A 21600-nucleotide genomic window follows, 5' to 3' on the forward strand; every position below is an offset into this window, starting at 1 on the left:
TGTTCTATTCGATACCGAGCTTGGCCTTGACCAGATCGTTGACCGCCTGCGGGTTGGCCTTGCCGCCGGTGGCTTTCATCACCTGGCCGACGAACCAGCCGGCCATGGTCGGCTTGGCGCGAGCCTGCTCGACCTTGTCGGGGTTGGCGGCGATCACCTCGTCGACCGCTTTCTCGATGGCGCCGGTGTCGGTGACCTGCTTCATGCCGCGGCTTTCGACCAACTGGCGCGGATCGCCGCCCTCGTTCCAGACGATCTCGAACAGATCCTTGGCGATCTTGCCGGAGATGGTGCCTTCCTTGATCAGGTCGATCACGGCACCGAGCTGCTCCGGTGTTACAGGAGCATTTTCAATGCCCTTGCCGGCCTTGTTAAGCTGGCCGAGCAGGTCATTGATGACCCAGTTGGCGGCAAGCTTGCCGTCGCGGCCCGAGGCCACCTGCTCGAAATAGTCGGCGATCGGCTTTTCCGACACCAGGATCGAGGCGTCGTATGTCGACAGGCCAAGTGAGGAGATCAGGCGCGCCTTCTTGTCGTCGGGCAGTTCCGGCAACTCCTTGGCCAGCGCGTCGACATAGGCCTGGTCGAACTCCAGCGGCAAAAGGTCGGGATCGGGGAAGTAGCGGTAGTCATGCGCCTCTTCCTTGCTGCGCATCGAGCGCGTCTCGCCTTTGACGGCGTCGAACAGCCTGGTTTCCTGGTCGATCTTGCCGCCATCCTCGAGGATGGCGATCTGGCGGCGCGCCTCGAACTCGATGGCCTGGCCGATGAAGCGGATCGAGTTGACGTTCTTGATCTCACAGCGCGTACCGAATTCGCCGCCGGGCTTGCGAACGGAGACGTTGACGTCGGCGCGCATCGAACCTTCGTCCATGTTGCCGTCGCAAGTGCCGAGATAGCGCACGATGGTGCGCAGCTTGGTGACATACGCCTTGGCCTCGTCGGCGGAGCGCATGTCGGGCTTGGAGACAATCTCCATCAGCGCCACGCCGGAGCGGTTGAGATCGACATAGGACATGGTGGGATGCTGATCGTGCATCGACTTGCCGGCGTCCTGCTCCAGGTGCAGGCGCTCGATGCCGATCTCGATATCCTCGAACTCGCCCTGCCGGTCGGGACCGACCGAAATGACGATCGTGCCTTCGCCAACGATCGGCTGCTTGAACTGCGATATCTGGTAGCCCTGCGGCAGGTCGGGATAGAAATAGTTTTTCCGGTCGAAAACCGACTTGTGGTTGATCTGCGCCTTCAATCCGAGGCCGGTGCGGATCGCCTGCTTGACGCATTCCTCATTGATGACCGGCAGCATGCCGGGCATGGCCGCGTCGACCAGGCTGACATTGGCGTTGGGCGCCGCGCCGAAAGTCGTCGACGCCCCGGAAAACAGCTTTGCTTCCGAGGTTACCTGCGCATGGACCTCGAGGCCGATGATGATCTCCCAATCGCCGGTAGCGCCGGGAATAAAACGTTTGGCATCGGGCGTGCGGGTATCGATAAGGGTCATGGTGGCCTGCGCTTTTGGCTCGCGAAAACTGCGATTTTCGCGAATTTGGGTATCGGTCTTCGCTAGTGCAAACCGCTTCGCGAGACAAGCGCCCAAAGCAGCGCAGAGCAGTGGGCTGGCCTTTTCAGCCCCTTTCGGCCGCTCGGCAACCGATAGAATGAACGCCGCCGGCCGGTATTCGGACGGCGGTTTCTTCGTCAGGTCAGGCCGTTGCGATATAGGCCCTGATTTCGTCGGCCTCGCGCTCGACATCCTCGATGCGGCGCTTGACCACGTCGCCGATCGACACGATCCCGTCGAGCAGCCCATCCTTTTCCACCGGCAGATGGCGGAAACGGCCTTTGGTCATGATCTCCATCACCTCGTTGACCGTGTGGTTCTCGTTGCAGATCTTCACTTTCGGCGTCATCGCCGAGCGTACCGTTATATCAAGTGCGGCAGCGCCTTCCCTGGCAACGACCCGCACGATGTCACGCTCGGAAAGGATGCCGACGATCTTGCGATCGCCGTTGGTGATGACCAGTGCACCGATCTTGTGGTCGGCCAGGATTCGAATGGCTTCGCTGAGCTTTACATTCGGCCCGAGCGTGAACACGTCATGGCCTTTTCTCTCGAGAATTGCCTTAACCGTCATGGCGTCCTCCTCCTCCTGCTTGGCTAGCCAGCTCCCGCCCTGACCGGCTTCACATAAGAGTGAACATCGTGCGCCGTGATCGGTTGCTTTTCAAGTGTGCCAGTGGGGTGTGCCAGTGGGGTGCGCCAATAGAGTGCGCTAGTGGGGGGGGCGCTGGTCGTCGGGGATCTCCCATTCAGGCGCCCGCCAGCGCCGGTCGAACCAGCGCAATCCGAAGAAGCCTGCGACGAGGCCGCCAATGTGCGCTTCCCAGGCGATCTGGCCGGGTTCTCCGAGCCCGAGACCGTAAAGGCCGGTGGCGAGATTGATGACCATCCAGGCGCCGAGAAAATTGACGACGCCGCGCATGCGCAAAACGACTGCGATCGGCAGCACGGGACCGGCAAAGGCCGCCCTGCCGGAGGAGCGGTCGGTACGGAACCCGAAGCGAGCCGCCGCACCCATCATGCCCGATATCGCCCCGGAAGCGCCGACCAGCGGTGCTTCGCCGTATGGATGGACCGCCCAGAACAGCACCACCGCGGCCAGCCCGGTGGCGGCGAAAAACAAGGCGAACCAGAACCAGCCGAGACGGTTGGCCAGCGGCGACCCGAAGGCGGCCAGCGCAACCATGTTGATGGCAATGTGGGCAACGCCACCATGCATGAAGGCATAGGTGAAAGGACGGGTGAAAAGGAACCAGTCGAAACCGTATTGGCCGGTGTAGAGGACCGGAATGAAGGCGCCGTCGGTGAGCAATGTTATCTGCTGCTCTTCGGTCAGCACATATTGCTGCAGCAGGAAGACGGCAACGCAGATGCCGATCACCGCCAGCACCGCCGGTGGCAGGTTGAACACCGGCTCGCGGCGCGGCGGCGGCGCCTCCGCGGTCTGTTCGGTCTCCAGGGGGCCGGCCGGTTCGCTCATATGCTCTGATCCAGGGATTTGCGTGTCGCGAGCATCTAGGCCATGCCCGGACAAATCACAAACTACGAATCACAAAGCGCGAATCACAAACCGCGAATCAAAAAGAAGCCGTCCAAGGTTTCCCTTGAACGGCTGGTCGAGCCCCCTGCTCCCCTAAAACTATTGACCGAAGTGCTGTTGGTCGTCGCGAAACGACCGCTTCTGGAGTGGTTTTGGTGTGCCATGGCAAGCCTGCGCGCGCAACGTAAACCACTTGTTAACCTTAACGCCCCCGACCCGTGAACAAGTCTTAACGACGCTGGCACGCATCCTGCTCCGGAACGCATGTAGGTCATCGGAGGGCGCCCTTTCTGTTCACCGATGGGACCATCAGACGGCAGAATGCGCGGAGTTTAATAGCATGAACCAGAACGGATCAATCGCGCTGTTCCATTATTGGAATCGCCTGCGTCATGGACGTCCTGCCCCAAAGCGTTCGGAAGTCGAACCGGCCGACATCAAGGCGCTTTTGGCCGACACCTTCATCCTGGAAAGGGATACGCGCGGCGAAGCGGTGTTCCGGCTCGCCGGCACCAGGCTTTGCGCCGGCTACGGCCGCGAGCTCAAGGGATTTTCGTTCCCCTCGCTTTGGCGTGACAAGGACCAGCGGCTGGTGTCGCGCCTCATTCATGGCGTTTTCGAGCAGAAATCCGTTGTGCTGATCACTTATGAGGGGTTCAGCCGCAGCGGCCGGTCCAACCACTTCGAACTGCTTGCGCTGCCGCTCGATGGCGGCGTCGAGAACCCGCGCTGCCTCGGCGTCATCAGCGCCGTGGAAAAGCCGTTCTGGCTGGGCGCCGACCCGATCACCGACGCGCTGATCGACGCCATCCGCGTCATCGCTCCCGACAAGGAACCGATGTTCCTGAAAAACCGTCCGGAAATATCCGTTCCTTCGCTGGCTCCCACCGAACTCGAAGCGGCGGAGACCATCTCGGCGCTCGGTCGGTCGCGCCGTATCCGCCACCTCGTCGTGTTCGACGGCGGGCGCGAGCAATAGTCTCCAAGCCGGCGCTAATCTTAACTATCGGCGACCCACTTTTCTCCTTTGTTAACCTGCTTGGCTGTAGTTTTGGCCGAGATTCCACGCACGACGCGGGAATGCCAACGGGGTGTAGGCAGTCATGAGGTCAGCGGCGGTCGAATACGCACCGTCCCGCGCCGAAAGGCGTAACTTTCAGCGCGTCCGGGTCAAGATCTACGGGCGCTTCATGCTGGAGGACCGCACCGAACACCCTTGCCAGGTCGTCGATATGTCACCGGGCAATGTCGCGTTGCGCACCGAGCGCGTCGGCATGCCGGGCGAAAAAATCATTGCCTATATCGATCATATCGGCCGCATCGAGGGCGTGGTGACGCGCACCTCGCAGGACGGCTTCGCCATGACCGTCATTGCCTCGGATCGCAAGAAGGACAAGCTTGCCGCGCAGTTGACCTGGCTCGCCAACAAGCATGAACTCGACCTGCCGGAAGACCGTCGCCACGAACGCGTGGCGCCGCGCAACCCGACAAGCGTGCTGCAGCTCACCGATGGGCGCCAGTATCAGTGCCGCATCATCGACCTGTCGCTATCGGGCGCGGCGGTCGAGATCGACGTCAAGCCGGCGCTCGGCATCCAGGTGATGCTAGGCACCATGCGTGGCCAGGTGGTGCGTCATTTCGAGGATGGCGTCGCCATCGAATTCGCCGTCATCCAACGCCCGGAAACGCTCGATTCCGAGTTCAACGCCCCGCGCGCCTGAACGATCGGCAACAGGCAGCAAAAACGAACCGGCCCTGCGCGGCCGGTTTTTTGTTGCCGGCGTTCCGCCTGCCTCTCCAGCTTGTAGCGGCACGCAGCAAATCCACGGCTCCACCCGGAAATCCGCGCCCCGACACCGCGGTTTTACGCCGAGACCTGAACGATTTTATTTTAAAATAGGTCAAATTTTACGCGTATTCTATTGAGCTTTTACTCAATGTCTACTTCGGGTTTTTGCGTCAAATAAATCCAACGCTGTCATTGTCTCCTCAAACGGGGAGACTGACCAATGGCGAAGATTTGGGGCAAGCTGTTGCTCTTGGCAATGGCGATGCAGCTTTCCGCTTGGGGAACGGCGCAAGCAGCAGGACCGGCCTACATGCACACTGGCGGCCGCACGACACAGCCGGTCGGTCACTACGAATTCTGCCAGAAGCTGCCGCAGGAGTGCGCTCAGCGCACGCCGAAGCAGGCACCGGTCGAACTGACCCGCAAGCTGTGGGCGGCGATCGTCGACGTCAACAATTCGGTCAACACCCGGATCGTGCCGCGCACCGATATGGAAATGTGGGGTAAGGAAGAGGTCTGGTCCTATCCCGACAGCGGCTTCGGCGACTGCGAGGACTATGCGCTGGAGAAGCGCCGCGAATTGATGGCGCTCGGCGTTCCCGCCGGCAATCTCTTGATGACCGTGGCGCGCCAACAAAATGGCGACGGCCACGCGGTGCTGACCGTGCGCACCAGCCTCGGCGAGTTCATCCTCGACAATCTGGAGTCCAAGGTGCTGTCCTGGACCGACACCGACTATACATACCTGAAGCGCCAGTCCGACCAGAATTCCGGCGTGTGGGTGACGATCAACGACGGCCGCGCCGACGCGGTTGCCAGCGTCCGCTAGGACGCCATCACAGAGGTCAAGCACATCGAATAATGCGACGTGCCTAACGAGAAAGCCCGGTCGAGTCCCCACCCTCCCCGTCCCCAACGACCGGGTTTTAAGGAGCCGGCCCCGTCCCCGGGCCGGCTCCACCATTTCAGACCATGATCCCGAGCCGAAGGACCGCGTCAGCGAAAGCGAGAAACGATTTTTGCTGCGCTGACCTGCCGTTCGGAAAAGATCAACGTCAAACATTAATAGAGTTCAGGCCTTCTTCAGCCCGGCCTTGAAGCGCTTGCCATTGGCGACATAGTGCGCGGCCGAGACGCGCAGCCTGGCAACCGCGGCATCGTCCAGCGTCCTGATCACCCGCGCGGGCGAGCCGACGATCAGGCAATTGTTAGGGAACTCCTTGCCCTCGGTGACCAGTGCGCCGGCGCCGACCAGCGAGTTCTTGCCGATCCTGGCGCCGTTGAGCACTATGGCGCCCATGCCGATCAGGCTGTTGTCGCCGATCGTGCAGCCATGCAGCAAGGCGCGGTGGCCGATCGTGCAGCCCTGCCCGATCGTCAGGGGAAAACCGGGATCGGTGTGCATCACCGTATGTTCCTGGACATTGCTGTCGGCGCCGATGACGATCGCCTCGTTGTCGCCGCGGATGACCACGCCAAACCAGAAGCCGGCATTGCGACCGACGCTGATGTCGCCGATCAACGTAGCGTCCGGCGCGATCCAGTTGCTGTCGGGATCCTCGAAACGGGGCGCTTTTCCGTCGATTGCATAGGTCGGCATTTGCAGTCTCCGATTCGTCGCAGGCCGGGACAAACCCTAGAACAATCCTAGGAAAACCGCGTAGCGGTTTCCCCCAGCAATTGCCTCAAGGCAAATACCGCGCCAGCGATTCCACCAAAAGCTGAAGCGCACCAGGAGAGCCAATGCCCCAGGAGGCAATGGCGATCAGCACGATGCCCAGCGTCAGCGCCCAGGCGATCACCGTGCAGCCGCAGGACATCAGCATCAGCGTCGAAATGCGGCCCTCGCGCCGCGCATCGAGCGCATCGTTGGCGAGCATGAACGGCCCGGCGCAAGCGGTCGTGGCCAGCGAGCGCAGGATGTACGCCGGCGACACATAAGGCTCGGCAAAGGCAAGCCGGCGGCCCGCCGCCAGTTCCATCACGGACCCAGCGAGCCCGCAGGCGGTGAGCCCGACGGCAAAAGCGAAGAGAACGGGTAGCAGCAGGCTCATCTTTACCTTCCGTTTACCATGAAATCGCACAGTCGCGTCCAGCGCAGCAAGAGCCATGCCGCGGCATGTGTGCCGCCTAGGGACAGAGGGCGGCCACTATGGGGATTGCGATGAAGCAGGCAGCGACCGCAGAAGAGTTCAACGTCGTCGATTCCGTGCTGATGAAGCGGGTGTTCTATGCTTTTGCCGCACTGGCGCTGCTGTCGCTGGCGATCAGCCTTGGCGGAAAATGGTTCGGCCGCTCGATCGCCATGGCCGGCTACACCGACGACATCACGGTCCACAGGGTAGTGATCGGCAACAATGTCATTGCCGTGCCGGCCAACGCCATCCGCTTCCTGCAGGCGCGGCGCGACGGCATCGCTTCGCGCCTCGACCTCTATCTGCGCTATCCCCAGATGGACGGCTACAGCGAAGCCGCCCGCGACGATTTCAACCACACGGGGGCCGCCAAAAACATCATCTTCCTGTCGTTTGAACCGCAGATGATGTCGCGCGACATGAGCGGCCGTTTCGCGCCGATCTATAGCGCGCTCATCAGCCAGCCCGGCGCGCCCGGCCCCGGCGGCACGACGATTTACGGTTTTACGGAAAAATCAGGCTATCTCAACGAGGTGCTCGCGGTCGCCGGCCGGGCCGGCAAGGACCCGTTCGTCGCCCGCTGCCTGAGCGGACCGAGCGCCGAGGAATCGCTGGCGCCCTGCGAGCGGGACATCCAGGTCGGCGACAGCCTCAGCCTGACCTACCGCTTTCCCCGGGAGTTGCTGGGCAACTGGCCGGCGCTTGACGCCGCTATCGTCGCCGAGGCCACGCGCGTCCTGAAGACCGGGCGCTAGCCTGCCTCTGTTCGGGCGAAGCGAAGCGGCGCAGAAATTTACGAACGTTGGCGGGACAGCACCCCCCTCTGTCCTGCCGGACATCTCCCCCGCAAGGGGGAGATTACGCCCCCATCACTGCTTTCGCCAATTATCGAGGTTGCAGAAGAAGAGCCGAGGAACTGCCGATCTCCCCCCTTGCGGGGGAGATGTCCGGCAGGACAGAGGGGGGTGGGAAGGATCGCCGAGGCTTGCTCTTCATCTCCCCACTTCGTTGGAGATAGGCAACTCCGATCCCCAGTTCCGCGATCAGGCCAGATCGATGTCGAGGATCGCCATCGAGAAATTATAGTCGCCGTCGTCCTCGTCCTTGAAGACGATGCCGAGGAACTCGTCGCCGACATAGACCTCGGCCGAATCTTCCTTGCGCGGCCGCGCCTTCACCTCGAGTTTGGGATTCTGGAAGACGCGCTTGAAATAGGCGTCCAGCTTTCTGATTTCGTCCGGCTTCAAAAGTCTTCTCCGATCGTCGGGCTTGCTCGTTGGAACGCGCTTCTGGCACGTCGACAATGGCGATGTAAAGGCAAGCCGGCTGGATAGAACGCGAACCCTGGGGCCGGATGATTTCAGGTCGAATCCAAATCCGCCTCTAAATCAAGGAGGTAGAGCATGATGTCGTCCGAAAACCGCCTCACACTTTTCGGCATCATGCTCCAGAGGCAATGGCGCCGGCAACCGGACTTCAGTCCGGCGCGCCGGGTGTTGCAAATCAGATGTCGAAGCTGACGACCTGATCCATCGACTGCGACGGCAAAAGCTGGTCCATCTGCCGCGAAGGCTGGTCGCAGCCGGTCTCGCCGACGACGCGGGCCGGTACGCCGGCAACCGTCTTGTTGTGCGGCACCGGCGACAGCACGACCGAGCCTGCCGCGATCTTCGAGCAATGGCCGATCTCGATATTGCCGAGAATCTTGGCGCCGGCGCCGATCAGCACGCCGTAACGGATCTTGGGGTGACGGTCGCCGCCGGCTTTGCCGGTGCCGCCCAGCGTCACGCCATGGAGGATCGACACATCGTCCTCGATCACCGCCGTCTCGCCCACGACGAGGCCGGTGGCGTGGTCGATGAAGATGCCCTTGCCGATGCGGGCGGCCGGGTTGATGTCGGTCTGGAACACCGAGGACGAGCGGCTCTGCAGATAGAGCGCGAAATCCTTGCGGCCCTGATTCCACAGCCAATGGGCCAGCCTGTGCGTCTGGATCGCATGGAAACCCTTGAAATAGAGCACCGGCATGATGAAGCGGTCGCAGGCCGGATCGCGGTCGTAATAGGCCTGGATGTCGACACGCACGATCGACGACCATTCCTTGTCGTCGGCCAGCATCGACTTGAACGTCTGGCGGATGAGGTCGGAGCCGATGTCCTGATGCGCGAGCCGCTCGGCGAGCCGATGGATGACAGCTTCCTCCAGGCTCTCCTGGTTGAGGATGGTCGAATAGAGGAACGCCGCCAGAAGCGGGTCGCGGTTGACCGCTTCCATCGCCTCGTCGCGGACCGAACGCCAGATCGGATCGACCGGCTGGACCATTGTGGGGCGGGAAATGCTGATGCTGTTCATCGACGTCTTGTCCTGCGTCCTGGCCGCTTGCCTATTCTCCGGCGGCACATATAAGCCAGATCATAGCACGATTGAACTCAATTTTCCTTAGTGCTCGGTGAAATGGATTTGGTTCACGGAAATTCAAGCCGCCATGGAAAACGAACCCTTGATCGACGCTCCGCTGAAACGCGCGCTCTCCGCGCTCTATCAAGCTCCGGATCGCCACTATCACAACCTCGCCCATATCGAGGCGTTGCTGGCGCTGGCGGACGAATATCGAGCATCGCTGCATGATTCCGGCGCCGTCGAAGCCGCAATCTGGTTCCATGACGCCATCTATGACAGCCGCGCCAAGGACAACGAGGCCAGGAGTGCGGCACTTGCGCAGGACAAACTTGCCGCCCGCACCGATCCGGAGCGCCTCGGCCGCATAGCGGCGATGATCGTCGCCACCGCCACGCATGAACTGCCCAGCCTTCAACCACGGTGCCTTGCCGATGAGAACGCCCTCCGCGACGCAGCGCTTTTCCTCGACATGGACCTGGCGATACTGGGTGCGTCAGCCGACGCTTTCGACGCCTATGAACAAGCGGTCCGCCGCGAATATGGCTGGGTCGAGGAGCCGATGTGGCGCGCCGGCCGCGGCGCGATTCTCAAGACTTTCCTCGCGCGCCAGCATATTTTTCACACGCAGGAATTCCGCCAGAGGTTCGAGCCCCAGGCCAGGCAAAACCTGGCGCGGTCTCTAGAAACGCTCAAATCCTAATCCGGAAATGTCTCCATGCGCTGCGCATAGGCTTTGAACCCGGCGCGCCTGTAGACCGATTGCGCAGCCGGATGGTCGTATGTGTCGGTATGAAGCCAGACCCTTTGCGGCGCGTGCGACCAGATGGCGCGAAGCGCCTGGTCGAGCAGGAACGGCCCAAGCCTGCGACCCTGGAAGACGGGGACCAGCCCGAAATGGGTTAGCTCGACCTCAGGCTGGCCGACGCCGTTGAATTCGCACAGACCAGCCGCTTCGCCCTCGACGCGCAGCACATGGATATATGTCGAGGGCAGCGCCAGCAGGCGCTCGAGCTCTTCCGCCGGCATGCGCAGCCGCTGGTCCCACTGCACCGGCTCGCCGACAGCGCGGTAGAGGCTGAGATAGGCGGCCACATCAAGTGTTTCACGCGCCACCGTGGCGCCCGATAGCGGGCAGTCGAAAGCCGGCGCCGAATTCGGTTCGCGCATGTCCATATAGGTGACGAGAAGGTCAACCAAAGCGGCACCGCCTCCGGCTGCAAGCCAGACGAAGATCGATCACCTGAAGGCGCCAACGGACTTGGTGGCCGCCCAAACAAAGAACAGGCCGATCACCAACGACAGCCCGTTGAGGATGATACCGACGATGCCGAGGACACGATTGTCGTTTGAACGTCCCAGTGCCATCAAGCCAAAAACCACGCCGGTGATGTGCGCCAGCGGCGCCGCAACGAGAAACACCAGCAGAAAAACCCCGCCGAGGACGTTTTGAGCGGCCAGCGACGCCTCGCCTGGCATCAACGCCAGCGTGACCACCGCCGCAAAATCCATTGCGAACGCCAGCAGGGCCAGGATCACCGAGCGTTTGCCCAAGCTGCTCCGCCCCGCCACGCCGGGCATTGCTATCGTGCTTCTTCCCCATCCGGCCATTACTCGTCCCCGATCAGGTGAAAGCGCCGATCGTCGATGCCATTGCCACAAGCAGCAGGAAGCCAACCGCCAGGGAGCCGCCGTTGAGCAGGATGCCGACGACCCCAAGCACGCGGCTATCGTTCGAACGCACCAGCGCCATCAGCCCGAAAATCAATCCGGCAATATGCGCCAACGGCCCTGCCAGCAGGAAAACCGCCATGAAGAAAGCCGTGGCGATGTTCTGGGCACGCTCGGATGCGTGGGCCGGCAGCGCCACCATTGTGGTCAGCGCTATCACACCGGCACCGAAGGCGAGCAGCGCCAGGATGACGGAACGCTTGCCGAACATGCTTGTCACGACGGCGCCCGGCAGAGCGTCGGCGCTTCTTCCCCATTGAGCCATTGTTTGCCACCCCTCGCCGGCCGCCCAATCCATTTCGCCCGAAAAATCGCTTACCGGTTAAAGCGGATTTTCGGCATAAAACTCCAAAACCCGCTGCTTGAAGGTCTTGTCGCCCACAGCCAGCATATGGTCGCGGCCGTCTATGTGAAACACCTTGGCGTTCGGCATCAGCGCGGCGAGCTCGTCGGGCGAGCCGCCGATATCGTCTGTCGTCCCGACCGCAATCAGCGTCGGTTGGGCGATGCGCGTCATGTCGTGTCCGCTGAGCAGTTCGCGCGACGTGGCGATGCAGGCGGCCAGCGCGCGGCGGTCGCTGCGCGTCTGATCGGCAAAGGCGCGAAACGAGCGGCCGCGCGGATGGCTGGTGCCGGCCGGATCGTCGGCCAGCAGCGCCTCGGCGATCGGGTCCCAGTCGCCGACGCCGTCGACCATGCCGATGCCGAGCCCGCCGAAGACCAGCGTCGCCACCTTGCCGGGATCCGACAGCGCCAGGAACGCCGCGATGCGCGCGCCCATCGAATAGCCCATGACATGCGCGCGGCCGATGCCGAGATGGTCGAGCAGGGCCGCCGCGTCCGAAGCCATTTTGGCCGGGGTGTAGTCGGCCTCGTCATAGCTTTTCGACGACGAGCCGTGGCCGCGATTGTCGAAGGCGATGGCGCGATAGCCGGCATCGTTCAGCGTCTTGAACCAGCCGGGCGATACCCAGTTGACATAGTGGCTGGAGGCAAAGCCGTGGATCATCAGCACCGGATCGCCCGCCCCCGACGCCGGCCGGCGGTCGAGGAAGGCGAAGTCGAACCCGTCATGGGAGAAGAATTGCATCGGGAGCGGCTCAGCCGGCGCCGGGCGTGGGCGCGTTGCCCTTGTCCGATGGCGGCATGCCGGGGCCGGACACCGTGCCGACGGCCGGATGGCGCAGCAGATCGCCATAGTCGATGCCGTTTTTGGCGGCGGTGCCGGCCTTGAACTCCAGCACGAAGCGCACTGGCACACCCGGCGAGATGACTGCATCGGACAATGGAGTGCCGTGCTTGACGGCCCGGACCTTGCCGTCCTGTCCAACAAAGATCAGGTCGAGCGGCATCGGCGTGTTGTGCATCCAGAAGCCGACCTGCTTCTGCATCTCGAAGACGAACAGCATGCCATGATTGTCGGCCATATCCTGGCGATACATCAGGCCGGCCTCGCGTTCCGAGTCGGTGTCGGCGACTTCGATGGAAAAGGATTTATTGCCCCCTTTCGTCGCCACGACCAAGGGTGTCGGATCGACGGGAAGGATCATCGCCTGACCGCCGGCGATCGTCTGCTGGGATGCGGTCGGCTGCCCGGAATAGAAGTAAGCGCCTGCGGCTACCGCAACGATGACGCAGAGCGCGCCCGCTGTCAGCCAGTTCCTGTACGCCATTGGAAATCCTCGACCAAAGACCATGATCCCTAAAAGTGGTCTCAGGTATTCGGATAAGATCGTGGTGAAACCAAGAAAAACGCCGTCCTGACTTCCTCAGGAAGGCTCGCGTCCTAATGCGCGACCGGCAAGGTGCCCATATCAGGGTGAATCTCGGCAGCCATGAGGCCCTTGTCACCGCGTCCGAAACGCACCAACACGACCTGTCCGGGCCTGAGCTCGGTGATGCCATAGCGGCGCAGCGTCTCCATATGGACGAAGATATCCTCGGTGCCCTCGCCGCGCGTCAGAAAGCCGAAGCCCTTGGTGCGGTTGAACCACTTAACCAGCGCCCGCTCGAGCCCGCTTTCCGGCGTCACCGCCACATGGGTGCGCTGTTCCTGCATCTCGGCCGGATGGACCGCGGTGGCGGTGTCCATGGACAGCACCCGGAAAGCCTGCAAACCACGGTCGCCATGCTTGACAAGGCACACGACACGCGCGCCCTCCAATGCCGTCTGAAAACCGTCCTTTCGAAGGCAGGTGACATGGAGGAGGATGTCGCCCGAGGAACCGTCATCGGGTAGTATGAAACCGTAGCCCTTGGCCACGTCGAACCATTTGATGGCGCCGGCGATTTCGACAAGGTCGGCGCTATCGCCGCCACTGTCACTCTTCAGGGCGTCGTCAAGGTTCTCATCCCGCCTCGTGAAAGAGGCCTTATCCCCCATAAGAACGCCCCCTTTTTTTCAAGAAAACCGCAAGTGATTCTTGACATTAGATTAACACCGCCGCTTCCGGGGTGTGCAAGACCTGCCGTGCCTTTTTTCACGGTTGAATACAGGAATAGCTGACTTGTTGTTTGCCGGCGTCGCTGCCGGCTGCAATGGCGATCCGTCAAGGCCGTCAACCGGTCGGCAATTTGCATCGGATTTTGCCGAAATCGGCAACCACTTGTGGTCGGACGCTTTTGTCAGAGCAACCTGATTTTCCAAAAACCGGTGATCACTTTTCCAGTCCGATGCTCGTTGCCCTCCGACGGGGTGGACCTTATGTTGCCTCGCAACCCAAACATCCCCGAGGAAATCCCATGCGCTACCTCCACACAATGGTCCGTGTCGCCGACGTCGATGTCTCGCTCGATTTCTACTGCAACAAGCTCGGCCTGAAGGAAGTGCGCCGCTACGAAAACGAGCAGGGCCGCTTCACGCTGATCTTCCTCGCCGCCTCCGAGGATGTAGAAAGCGGCATCACTGAGAAGGCGCCGCTGATCGAACTGACCTACAATTGGGATCCGGAGGAGTACAAGGGCGGCCGCAATTTCGGCCATCTCGCCTATGAGGTCGACGACATCTACGCCACCTGCCAGCATCTGATGGACAATGGCGTCGTCATCAACCGGCCGCCGCGCGACGGCAACATGGCCTTCGTCAAGTCGCCGGACGGCATCTCCTTCGAACTGCTGCAGAAGGGCCCGGCCAAACCCAAGGCCGAGCCGTGGGCATCGATGCCGAACACCGGCACCTGGTAGCGATCACGCCATCTTGAGCGAGGCGGCCGCGCCGACAAGCCGGCCGCCTTTGCCATTTCGACCAACGGCACCTATTTACCTGCCTGTCGCGCCAGCCAAGCAAAGCCAGTGCCTCATCCAGGAGAATTCATTTATGCCGACCAGCCGTGCCGATGTCACCACCGCATATGCCAGCCGCTATTTGCAGCAGCTGTGCAAGCACTGGGCGCACAAATTTCCCGTCGTGTTCGATCCAAACCACGGCACCATCGATCTGTCGCTCGGCCGCACGGTTCTCGATGCCGATGCGGCAGCGCTGCATATCACGGTGTCGACGGAGGAAAGCGGATCGCTGGAGCGCATGGAGAGCGTTGTTGCCGATCACATCAAGCGCTTTGCCTTCCGCGAGGAACTGACTTTCGAGTGGAAGCAGGCTCCGGCGACCTGATCTGCTGTCAGCCGCAACGCCGAACGCCGGAAGCTGCCAGCCCCGGGCGACGTTATGGCGTCACTTGGTTGCGACGCCATCTGAACCGTCGGAACGACGGATCGATCAGAACTTGTAGTTCAGGCCGATCTTGATCGTATGGGCGTCGATCTTCACCTTTGCGTCGTTGCCCTCGATATCTGTCAAACGGACCTTACCGAAGTCGAAGTACTGGTATTCCAGCTTCGTGGTCCATTTGTCGGCGAAGGCCCATTCGACACCGCCACCGATCGTATAGCCGAAGCGGCCTCCGCTCTTCGATGCGCTGCTGTCCGGGTCGGGCACCCCGTCAAAATCGAAAGTATCGCCATAACTCAATTTGTAGTGAGTCGCCGCCGCGCCGCCCTTGGCGTAGATCACCAGCCTGTCGGTGGCGTAGCCCAGACGTGCCGTCAGATCGCCATAGACGCCCAGTTTCGCCGATCCGAAATTGTCGGGCTCTTCGACGATAGTCCTGTCGCCATCGAGGCCGAGATAGCCCAGATCGGCTTCGACGCCATAGACGAATGCTCCAGACTGCCAGTTGTAACCGGCCTGAACGCCGCCGAGGAAGCCGTCGGTATCGACGTCATGGGTCTGACCAAGCTCCTCGTCGAAGAAGGAATCCGTCTGGTCGACCGCGTCACCGCGTCCCCAGCCATAGCCGGCGTTGATGCCGACATAGCCACCCGACCAGACAAACCCTGCCGGTACGGTCTCAATCACGTCGGCGGCGAACGCCGCGCCGCAAGCCGAAATCAGGAAAGTAGATGCGAGAAGCAGACGTTTCATGAAACTCCCCAATGCGTCGGAAAGAGCATAGCACAGACATGCAGTATTCATTAAGCTGCCCAGGCCGGAAAATCGAAAATTGTTGCAGAAAAACAACTGTTTAGCCGAGGCTTAATTAGCATCGCGACCGCAACGTAGAAGCGGTTCAAAGCGAACGCGCTATCTGCAGCAGCGCCAGCACCGAGCGCCAGTTGCGCGCGGTGCCGGGCACTTTCAGCACGCGCGGGATGAGATTGGCGAACACCGATTTGCCGAGCCCGTCCGGCGCCTTGAGGTAGAGCACGTCGTCCCTGACCTCGAAGCTTTCCGGGCCGGTGCATTTTTCGGCAAGCCTGGCGATCTCGTCCGCCGTCGGCTGGCGCTCCAGCGTGTAGGCGTGAAGCTTGGTCGGATCGCCGGCGACTTCCGGATAAGGATTCTCCTTCACCAACCGTTCGAACCAGGAGAGATCGCGCACCATGATGCGCGAGTGAAAGCCCCATTTTTTCTCGAACGCCATTTCGATCTGTTTCGCCAGCGTGGCGGCGTCGCCCTTCTTGGTCCGGAACACGACATTGCCGCTCTGCACATAACTGGCGACATCGGTGAAGCCTAGCGCCTCGAATAACGCCCGCAACTCCGCCATCTGGACGATGCGGTTGCCGCCGACATTGATGCCGGAAAACAGCGCGACGAAGACCACCCTTCGCTCTTCGAGCTTCGGGTGGCAGGCTGTACCGCTCATATGATGAACCCGGCCAGGGTCTCGTTGTCGCTGATGTCCTGATAGTGGACGCCCTCGGCCTCGAAATTCGCCTTCAGCAGGTCGAAATTGCGCCGGTCCCTGGTTTCGATGCCGATTAGCACAGAGCCGAAATTGCGTGCCGATTTCTTCATATATTCGAAGCGGGCGATATCATCGTCGGGACCGAGCAGTTCGAGGAAGTCGCGTAGCGCGCCCGGCCGCTGCGGAAAGCGGATGATGAAGTATTTCTTCAGCCCCTCGAAGCGCAGCGCCCGCTCCTTCACGTCGGGCAGCCGCTCGAAATCGAAATTGCCGCCCGACACCACCGCGACGATGGTCTTGCCGCGGATTTCCTTGCGCGAAAAATCCTTCAACGCGTCGATCGCCAAGGCACCGGCCGGCTCCAGCACCACACCTTCGATGTTGAGCATCTCGATCATGGTGGCGCAGAGCCGGTTCTCAGGGATCAGCCGCACCGCCTGAGCGGCGAACTCCTTGAGGTGGCGCAACGGCTCGCGGCCGATCTCGGCCACCGCCGCGCCGTCGACGAAATTGTCGACATTGGCGAGCCGGACGCGCTTGCCGCTGGCGAGGCTCTGATGCAGGCTCGGCGCACCGGCCGGTTCGCAAAAGACGTAGCGCGCGTCACGTTGCTGATCGGCGAAATAGTGCGTCACCCCCGCGGCCAGGCCACCGCCGCCGACCGGCAGCATGATGATGTCGGGCATGCGCGCGCCCGGCATCTGGCCGGCGATCTCATAGGCGACCGTCGCCTGCCCCTCGATAATGTCCTTGTGGTCGAAGGGCGGCACCATATGCGCGCCGGAACTTTCGGTGAATTCGAAGGCGGCGCGGTAGCAGTCGTCGAAGAAGTCGCCGACCAGCCTGATCTCGACGAAATCGCCGCCGAACAGCCGCGTCTTGTCGATCTTTTGCTGCGGCGTCGTCACCGGCATGAAGACCACGCCCTTCTTGCCGAAATGGCGGCAGACGAAGGCAAAGCCCTGCGCATGGTTGCCGGCCGAGGCGCAGACGAACAGCTCGGCCTCGTTGCCGGCGGCAAGCGCCTTGCGGAAAAAGTTGAAGGCGCCGCGGATCTTGTAGGAGCGCACCGGTGAAAGGTCCTCGCGCTTCAACAGCACCCGAGCCCCCGTCTTCTTCGACAGATAGTCGTTTTCCTGCAGCGGCGTTTCGGGAAAGATCTCGCGGATCGCGGTTGCGGCGGTGGCGACACGGGAGGAGAAACTGTTCATGGCGCCGTCACCTCTGGATCGAATGGTTCGAAGGCGAAGCCTATTGCACAATTCGCCGTTTGCAGCCACCGATGCGGCCGGCCGCTTTGACGCGCCAGCAGGAAATCCATTGGAGCCATCTTCATGCCTGTTTCGGCTGTCGCCCTGAAGACCGTAGACCTTCCTGAATTCGGCGAACCAACAGTGATGCCGCTAGTTCAGCGGCGGACCTACGAAGCGCGCATCGAGGCTCTGCTGGCGCGCGGCGCCGAGGCCGGGCTCGACGCCTTTGCCGTCTATGGCGACCGCGAGCACGCGGCCAATGTCGCCTATCTCAGTGGTTACGATCCGCGTTTCGAGGAGACGTTGCTGGTCATCGTCCCCGGCAGCCAGCCAAAGCTTCTCGTCGGCAATGAGGGCTGGGGCTATGCCGAAATCTGCGACGGGCCTTACGAGCGCGTCCTCTACCAGACCTTCTCGCTGCCGGCGCAGCCACGCGACCGCTCGGCCTCTCTATCCGACACGCTTGCCGCCTGCGGCCTGAAGGCCGGCCAGAAAATCGGCGCCATCGGCTGGAAGCCGTTCGGCGCCGGCGATGGCGGCTTTGGCGAGACGACGCTCGACCTGCCGTCCTTCATCGCCGATACGCTGCGCACACTGGCCGGCGACAGAGGCGCGGTGGTCAACGCCGCCAACCTGTTGATGAACCCATCCGACGGCCTACGCGCCATCAACGAGGCAGACCAATTGGCGTCCTTCGAATTCGCCGCGACCTTTTCCTCGCAGGGCCTGCGCAACGTGCTTGGGAATATTGAGCCCGGCATGAGCGAATTGCAGGCCGCGCGGCTGATGGGGATCAACGGCCTGCCCCTGTGCTGCCACCCGATGCTGTCCGCCGGCAGGCGTGCGCCCTACGGCTTGCCTAGCCCGCGCCTCGACATCATCAAGCGCGGCGATCCCGTCACCATGGCCTATGGCATCCAGGGCTCGCTCAACGCCCGCGCCGGCTTCCTGGTCGAGAGCGCCGCGGAACTGCCGCGCGAGATCGACGACTATATCGACAAGCTGGTAGCGCCCTATTTCGCCGCCGTCGTCGACTGGTACGAGACCATCGGCATAGGCGTTGCCGGCGGAGCGCTTTGGAAAGCCGTGCATGACCGCATAGGCGACCCGTTCTTCGGCGTCTCGCTCAATCCCGGCCATCTCGTCCATATGGACGAATGGATGCATTCGCCGGTGTTTTCCGGCTCGGACATCAAGCTGCAATCGGGCATGGCGCTGCAGGTCGACATCATTCCGGCGACCGGAACCAGCTATTTCACCACCAACATCGAAGACGGTATCGCGCTTGCCGATGAGTCCCTGCGCGAGGAGATCGCGGCCCGCTATCCCGAGGCATGGCGCCGCATCGAGGCGCGCCGCGCCTTCATGCGCGACGTGCTGGGCATCAGGCTCAAACCCGAGGTATTGCCCTTCTCCAACATTCCGGCGTTCCTGCCGCCATTCTGGCTTTCGCGCAACAGTGCGATGGCTGTGACCCGACGCTGACCACATTTCGGCTGGACACGACTTACTTCTGCCGCACTCTCACTGTCCGGGAGGTGTCGCGGAGGGTAGACGGGCCGAGGGTAGACAGGCCTTTGGGCCTCAAAGTGAATTCTATGTGAATTCATCTTTCGATTGGAATTTTTGACGTGCGTTTGAAGACGATTTGCATTCTTGCACTTGCCCTGTTGATCGCCGGCTGCGGCGGCCGCAAAACCGAGGAACTGCTCGGCAGCGCCGTCATGTCCACGCCGGTGACCGAAATCTCGGGCAATCACTCGATCTTCATTGCCACCACACGCAAGAAATCCGACGATCCCAACAAAGTTTTCGACGGCGAACGCTCGGCGACGCTGAACTACGCCCGCGTCACCGTCACCGTTCCCGGCACCCACCAGACCGGCCAGATCGAGCGCCGCTCGCGCGGCAAGTCGAACGACCCGGCGAAATACTTCATGGCTTCCGAGGTCGTCGGCTACGATGCGCAGCCTCAATTCTCAAGCGCGCTCAATGCCGACATTGCCGCGCGCGGCGGCCGCGTCATGGTCTTCGTGCATGGCTACAACACCGGCTTCGACGACGCGGTCTACCGCCTGACCCAGATCGTCCACGATTCCGGCTATCCCGGCACGCCGGTGCTGTTTTCCTGGGCATCCGGCGCCAGAACCACCGACTATGTCTATGACAAGGAAAGCGCCAGCGCCGCCCGCGATCAGCTGGAGGTGACATTGCGCATGCTGCAGCAGTCCGGCGCGCGGCGCATCGACATCGTCGCCCACTCGCTCGGAACCTGGGTGACCATGGAAACGCTGCGCCAGATGGCCATCACCGGCGACCGCGATCTCGGCGGCAAGCTCGGCGATGTCGTGCTGGCCTCTCCCGACATCGACGTCGACGTCTTCAAGAGCCAGATGCGCCGCTACGGCAAGCCGGACAAGCCGTTCATCCTGCTGCTCTCCGACGACGACCGGGCGCTGCGGCTCTCAGGCCTGATCGCCGGCTCGCGGCCACGCGTCGGCGACTACAAGGATGCCGCCGACCTCGCCGCTTATGGCGTCACCGTGGTCGACCTCTCCAAGGTCAAGGGAGGCGACAGCTTCAACCACACCAAATTCGCCGACAATCCCGAACTGGTGAAGATGATCGGCCAGCGGCTGCGCGAGGATGACGGCTTTGCCAGCGACCAGACGGTGACCGACCGTATCAGCGCGCTCGGACAATAAGGCTGTCGCCTTGCGGCGACCGTCGCCGCGTGAGGTCGCGAATGCCGCTCGGCCCGATCACTTTCAACTGGACCGGGCCGGTCTCTGCCTCTACGACATTGAAATCGGCGCCAATGCGCCAGCGGGAGCCCGCGTGAACGAGCGTTGGAAGACTGTCCTGGTCCTTGCGTTCGCGCTCGCTGCCGCCGGCTGCGCCGGCCCGAACACCCATGACCTGTTGAACGAGACGACGGTTTCGGTGCCTGCCTCCGACATCGCGGCCACCCACGAAATCTTCGTCGCCACCACCCGCAAGCAGGCGACCAAGGACCCACGCCAGGTGTTCGATGGCGATCGCTCGCTGACCACCAGCTACGCCCGCGTCGACGTCACCGTGCCGAAGGTCCACCAGGTCGGCGCCATCGAGCGCGCCAAGGGCTCGGCAAATTCGAACCCGGCCAAGCAATTCACCGCCACCGACGTCGTCCACTATGGCGACGCCTCGCAATTCGCCAAGGCCGTCGGCGCCAACATCACCATGAATGGCGACCGCGCGCTGGTCTTCGTCCACGGCTTCAACAACGGCTTCGACGACGGGGTCTACCGGCTGGCGCAGATCGCCCACGACACCGAATATCCCGGCACGCCGATCCTGTTTTCGTGGGCTTCGAGCGGCAAGACCACGGGCTATATCTACGACAAGGACAGCGCCAACGCCGCGCGCGACGACCTCGAGGCGACGCTCAGGATGCTCGCCAAGACAAAGGTCAAGAGCATCGACATCATCGCGCATTCGATGGGAACCTGGGTGACGATGGAAGCGCTGCGCCAGCTCGCCATCACCGGCGACCGCGATCTCGACGGCAAGCTCGGCCGTGTCGTCCTGGCATCGCCCGATATCGATGTCGACGTCTTCAAGAAGCAGATGATCCGCTACGGCAAGCCCGACAGGCCGTTCGTCATCCTGCTTTCCGCCGACGACCGTGCTCTGAGACTGTCCAGCCTGCTATCCGGCGACAAGCCGCGCGTCGGCGACTACGGCAACGCCGCCGACATTGCCAGTTACGGCGTCGTTGTGGCCGACCTCAGCCAGATCAAGGGCGGCGACCGCCTGAACCACGCCAAATTCGCCGACAACCCGTTCCTGGTGCAATTGCTCGGCGACCGTCTGCGCGCTCCAGCCGGCCTGGCATCGGACGAACCCACGCAGGGCCAGATCGACAATCTCGGCCGAGGCCTCGGCAAGGCAGTCGGATCCGTCGCCGAGATCATCATCACCACGCCATTCAAGGTGCTGACCATCGCCACCGGCGGATGAGAG

General features: G+C 62.2%; 27 protein-coding genes. 11 read left to right on the plus strand and 16 right to left on the minus strand.

Going from position 1 to position 21600, the window contains the following annotated elements; translation table 11 throughout:
* Nucleotides 1–4: 4 nt before the first annotated feature.
* From gatB to NKJ18_RS04765, 3 genes are all read right to left on the minus strand, one after another.
* The gene (gatB, locus tag NKJ18_RS04755; protein WP_023688375.1) at nucleotides 5–1504 is read right to left on the minus strand and encodes an Asp-tRNA(Asn)/Glu-tRNA(Gln) amidotransferase subunit GatB; all 1500 of its coding nucleotides are present in this window, start codon (nucleotides 1502–1504) and stop codon (nucleotides 5–7) included.
* A gap of 202 nt (nucleotides 1505–1706) precedes the next feature.
* Nucleotides 1707–2138 (minus strand): CBS domain-containing protein, encoded by a 432-nt coding sequence (locus tag NKJ18_RS04760; protein ID WP_023667498.1) that lies wholly within the window; start codon nucleotides 2136–2138, stop codon nucleotides 1707–1709.
* Nucleotides 2139–2276: 138 nt separating this feature from the next.
* Nucleotides 2277–3044, minus strand: a complete 768-nt coding sequence (locus tag NKJ18_RS04765) for a rhomboid family intramembrane serine protease (protein WP_352757897.1) — start codon at nucleotides 3042–3044, stop codon at nucleotides 2277–2279.
* Between the two features lie 42 nt (nucleotides 3045–3086).
* On the opposite strand from NKJ18_RS04765, the gene NKJ18_RS04770 reads away from it, so the two are divergent.
* The 4 genes from NKJ18_RS04770 to NKJ18_RS04785 all read left to right on the plus strand — a co-directional run bounded on the left by NKJ18_RS04770 (nucleotide 3087) and on the right by NKJ18_RS04785 (nucleotide 5722).
* Nucleotides 3087–3326, plus strand: coding sequence for a hypothetical protein (locus NKJ18_RS04770; protein WP_155927147.1), 240 nt, complete (start codon nucleotides 3087–3089; stop codon nucleotides 3324–3326).
* 118 nt (nucleotides 3327–3444) lie between these two features.
* Nucleotides 3445–4083: a PAS domain-containing protein gene (locus tag NKJ18_RS04775; protein WP_023681508.1), complete on the plus strand. Its 639-nt coding sequence runs from the start codon at nucleotides 3445–3447 to the stop codon at nucleotides 4081–4083.
* 124 nt (nucleotides 4084–4207) lie between these two features.
* Nucleotides 4208–4825 carry a PilZ domain-containing protein gene (locus NKJ18_RS04780; RefSeq protein ID WP_023667501.1) on the plus strand — a complete coding sequence of 206 codons (618 nt, stop codon included), beginning with the start codon at nucleotides 4208–4210 and terminating at the stop codon, nucleotides 4823–4825.
* Nucleotides 4826–5113: 288 nt separating this feature from the next.
* Entirely contained in the window at nucleotides 5114–5722 is a 609-nt protein-coding gene (locus NKJ18_RS04785; protein ID WP_023681509.1) for a transglutaminase-like cysteine peptidase, read from the plus strand.
* Nucleotides 5723–5965: 243 nt separating this feature from the next.
* Here the strand turns inward: NKJ18_RS04785 and NKJ18_RS04790 are convergent, their stop codons facing one another.
* Entirely contained in the window at nucleotides 5966–6493 is a 528-nt protein-coding gene (locus NKJ18_RS04790) for a gamma carbonic anhydrase family protein (protein WP_023681510.1), read from the minus strand.
* Nucleotides 6494–6578: 85 nt separating this feature from the next.
* Entirely contained in the window at nucleotides 6579–6947 is a 369-nt protein-coding gene (locus NKJ18_RS04795) for a DUF6949 family protein (protein WP_023681511.1), read from the minus strand.
* Between the two features lie 110 nt (nucleotides 6948–7057).
* On the opposite strand from NKJ18_RS04795, the gene NKJ18_RS04800 reads away from it, so the two are divergent.
* Nucleotides 7058–7783 carry a hypothetical protein gene (locus NKJ18_RS04800; protein ID WP_023805266.1) on the plus strand — a complete coding sequence of 242 codons (726 nt, stop codon included), beginning with the start codon at nucleotides 7058–7060 and terminating at the stop codon, nucleotides 7781–7783.
* Nucleotides 7784–8071: 288 nt separating this feature from the next.
* Here NKJ18_RS04800 and NKJ18_RS04805 read toward each other — a convergent pair whose 3' ends face one another.
* Both NKJ18_RS04805 and cysE read right to left on the minus strand, forming a co-directional pair.
* Nucleotides 8072–8275: a DUF3126 family protein gene (locus tag NKJ18_RS04805; protein ID WP_006200852.1), complete on the minus strand. Its 204-nt coding sequence runs from the start codon at nucleotides 8273–8275 to the stop codon at nucleotides 8072–8074.
* A 256-nt stretch (nucleotides 8276–8531) separates the two neighbouring features.
* Nucleotides 8532–9380, minus strand: coding sequence for a serine O-acetyltransferase (cysE, locus tag NKJ18_RS04810; RefSeq protein ID WP_023667506.1), 849 nt, complete (start codon nucleotides 9378–9380; stop codon nucleotides 8532–8534).
* A gap of 133 nt (nucleotides 9381–9513) precedes the next feature.
* On the opposite strand from cysE, the gene NKJ18_RS04815 reads away from it, so the two are divergent.
* Nucleotides 9514–10128 (plus strand): HD domain-containing protein, encoded by a 615-nt coding sequence (locus tag NKJ18_RS04815; RefSeq protein WP_023681513.1) that lies wholly within the window; start codon nucleotides 9514–9516, stop codon nucleotides 10126–10128.
* Here NKJ18_RS04815 and NKJ18_RS04820 read toward each other — a convergent pair.
* The 6 genes from NKJ18_RS04820 to NKJ18_RS04845 all read right to left on the minus strand — a co-directional run bounded on the left by NKJ18_RS04820 (nucleotide 10125) and on the right by NKJ18_RS04845 (nucleotide 13539).
* The gene (locus NKJ18_RS04820) at nucleotides 10125–10625 is read right to left on the minus strand and encodes a GNAT family N-acetyltransferase (RefSeq protein WP_352757898.1); all 501 of its coding nucleotides are present in this window, start codon (nucleotides 10623–10625) and stop codon (nucleotides 10125–10127) included. The genes NKJ18_RS04815 and NKJ18_RS04820 overlap by 4 nt on opposite strands.
* A 39-nt stretch (nucleotides 10626–10664) precedes the next feature.
* Nucleotides 10665–10979: a hypothetical protein gene (locus NKJ18_RS04825; protein ID WP_023667509.1), complete on the minus strand. Its 315-nt coding sequence runs from the start codon at nucleotides 10977–10979 to the stop codon at nucleotides 10665–10667.
* Between the two features lie 70 nt (nucleotides 10980–11049).
* Nucleotides 11050–11421 carry a hypothetical protein gene (locus NKJ18_RS04830; protein WP_023695388.1) on the minus strand — a complete coding sequence of 124 codons (372 nt, stop codon included), beginning with the start codon at nucleotides 11419–11421 and terminating at the stop codon, nucleotides 11050–11052.
* A gap of 57 nt (nucleotides 11422–11478) precedes the next feature.
* Entirely contained in the window at nucleotides 11479–12246 is a 768-nt protein-coding gene (locus NKJ18_RS04835; protein WP_352757899.1) for an alpha/beta fold hydrolase, read from the minus strand.
* A gap of 10 nt (nucleotides 12247–12256) precedes the next feature.
* Nucleotides 12257–12829, minus strand: a complete 573-nt coding sequence (locus NKJ18_RS04840) for a DUF192 domain-containing protein (RefSeq protein WP_352757900.1) — start codon at nucleotides 12827–12829, stop codon at nucleotides 12257–12259.
* A gap of 113 nt (nucleotides 12830–12942) precedes the next feature.
* On the minus strand, nucleotides 12943–13539 hold the full coding sequence (locus tag NKJ18_RS04845; protein WP_352757901.1) for a cold-shock protein: 597 nt from the start codon (nucleotides 13537–13539) through the stop codon (nucleotides 12943–12945).
* Between the two features lie 359 nt (nucleotides 13540–13898).
* Here NKJ18_RS04845 and NKJ18_RS04850 point away from each other — a divergent pair, with 359 nt between their 5' ends.
* Nucleotides 13899–14339, plus strand: coding sequence for a VOC family protein (locus NKJ18_RS04850; RefSeq protein ID WP_023681520.1), 441 nt, complete (start codon nucleotides 13899–13901; stop codon nucleotides 14337–14339).
* Nucleotides 14340–14472: 133 nt separating this feature from the next.
* On the plus strand, nucleotides 14473–14766 hold the full coding sequence (locus NKJ18_RS04855) for a DUF2218 domain-containing protein (protein ID WP_023744840.1): 294 nt from the start codon (nucleotides 14473–14475) through the stop codon (nucleotides 14764–14766).
* A gap of 105 nt (nucleotides 14767–14871) precedes the next feature.
* On the opposite strand, the gene NKJ18_RS04860 is transcribed toward NKJ18_RS04855, so the two are convergent.
* The 3 genes from NKJ18_RS04860 to ilvA form a co-directional block, all read right to left on the minus strand.
* Nucleotides 14872–15576 carry an outer membrane protein gene (locus NKJ18_RS04860; protein ID WP_023815356.1) on the minus strand — a complete coding sequence of 235 codons (705 nt, stop codon included), beginning with the start codon at nucleotides 15574–15576 and terminating at the stop codon, nucleotides 14872–14874.
* A 145-nt stretch (nucleotides 15577–15721) separates the two neighbouring features.
* Nucleotides 15722–16300, minus strand: coding sequence for a DUF1697 domain-containing protein (locus tag NKJ18_RS04865; protein WP_023828646.1), 579 nt, complete (start codon nucleotides 16298–16300; stop codon nucleotides 15722–15724).
* Nucleotides 16297–17553 carry a threonine ammonia-lyase IlvA gene (gene ilvA / locus NKJ18_RS04870; RefSeq protein ID WP_352757902.1) on the minus strand — a complete coding sequence of 419 codons (1257 nt, stop codon included), beginning with the start codon at nucleotides 17551–17553 and terminating at the stop codon, nucleotides 16297–16299. The genes NKJ18_RS04865 and ilvA overlap by 4 nt, the downstream gene beginning before the upstream one ends.
* 123 nt (nucleotides 17554–17676) lie before the next feature.
* On the opposite strand from ilvA, the gene NKJ18_RS04875 reads away from it, so the two are divergent.
* The 3 genes from NKJ18_RS04875 (at nucleotide 17677) to NKJ18_RS04885 (ending at nucleotide 21597) form a co-directional block, all read left to right on the plus strand.
* Nucleotides 17677–19080, plus strand: a complete 1404-nt coding sequence (locus NKJ18_RS04875; protein ID WP_352757903.1) for an aminopeptidase P family N-terminal domain-containing protein — start codon at nucleotides 17677–17679, stop codon at nucleotides 19078–19080.
* Between the two features lie 146 nt (nucleotides 19081–19226).
* On the plus strand, nucleotides 19227–20300 hold the full coding sequence (locus NKJ18_RS04880) for an alpha/beta hydrolase (RefSeq protein WP_023695396.1): 1074 nt from the start codon (nucleotides 19227–19229) through the stop codon (nucleotides 20298–20300).
* A gap of 133 nt (nucleotides 20301–20433) precedes the next feature.
* On the plus strand, nucleotides 20434–21597 hold the full coding sequence (locus NKJ18_RS04885) for an alpha/beta hydrolase (protein ID WP_352653771.1): 1164 nt from the start codon (nucleotides 20434–20436) through the stop codon (nucleotides 21595–21597).
* The last annotated feature ends 3 nt before the right edge of the window (nucleotides 21598–21600 follow it).

The organism is Mesorhizobium sp. M0217, assembly GCF_040321955.1.
Lineage (GTDB): Bacteria > Pseudomonadota > Alphaproteobacteria > Rhizobiales > Rhizobiaceae > Mesorhizobium.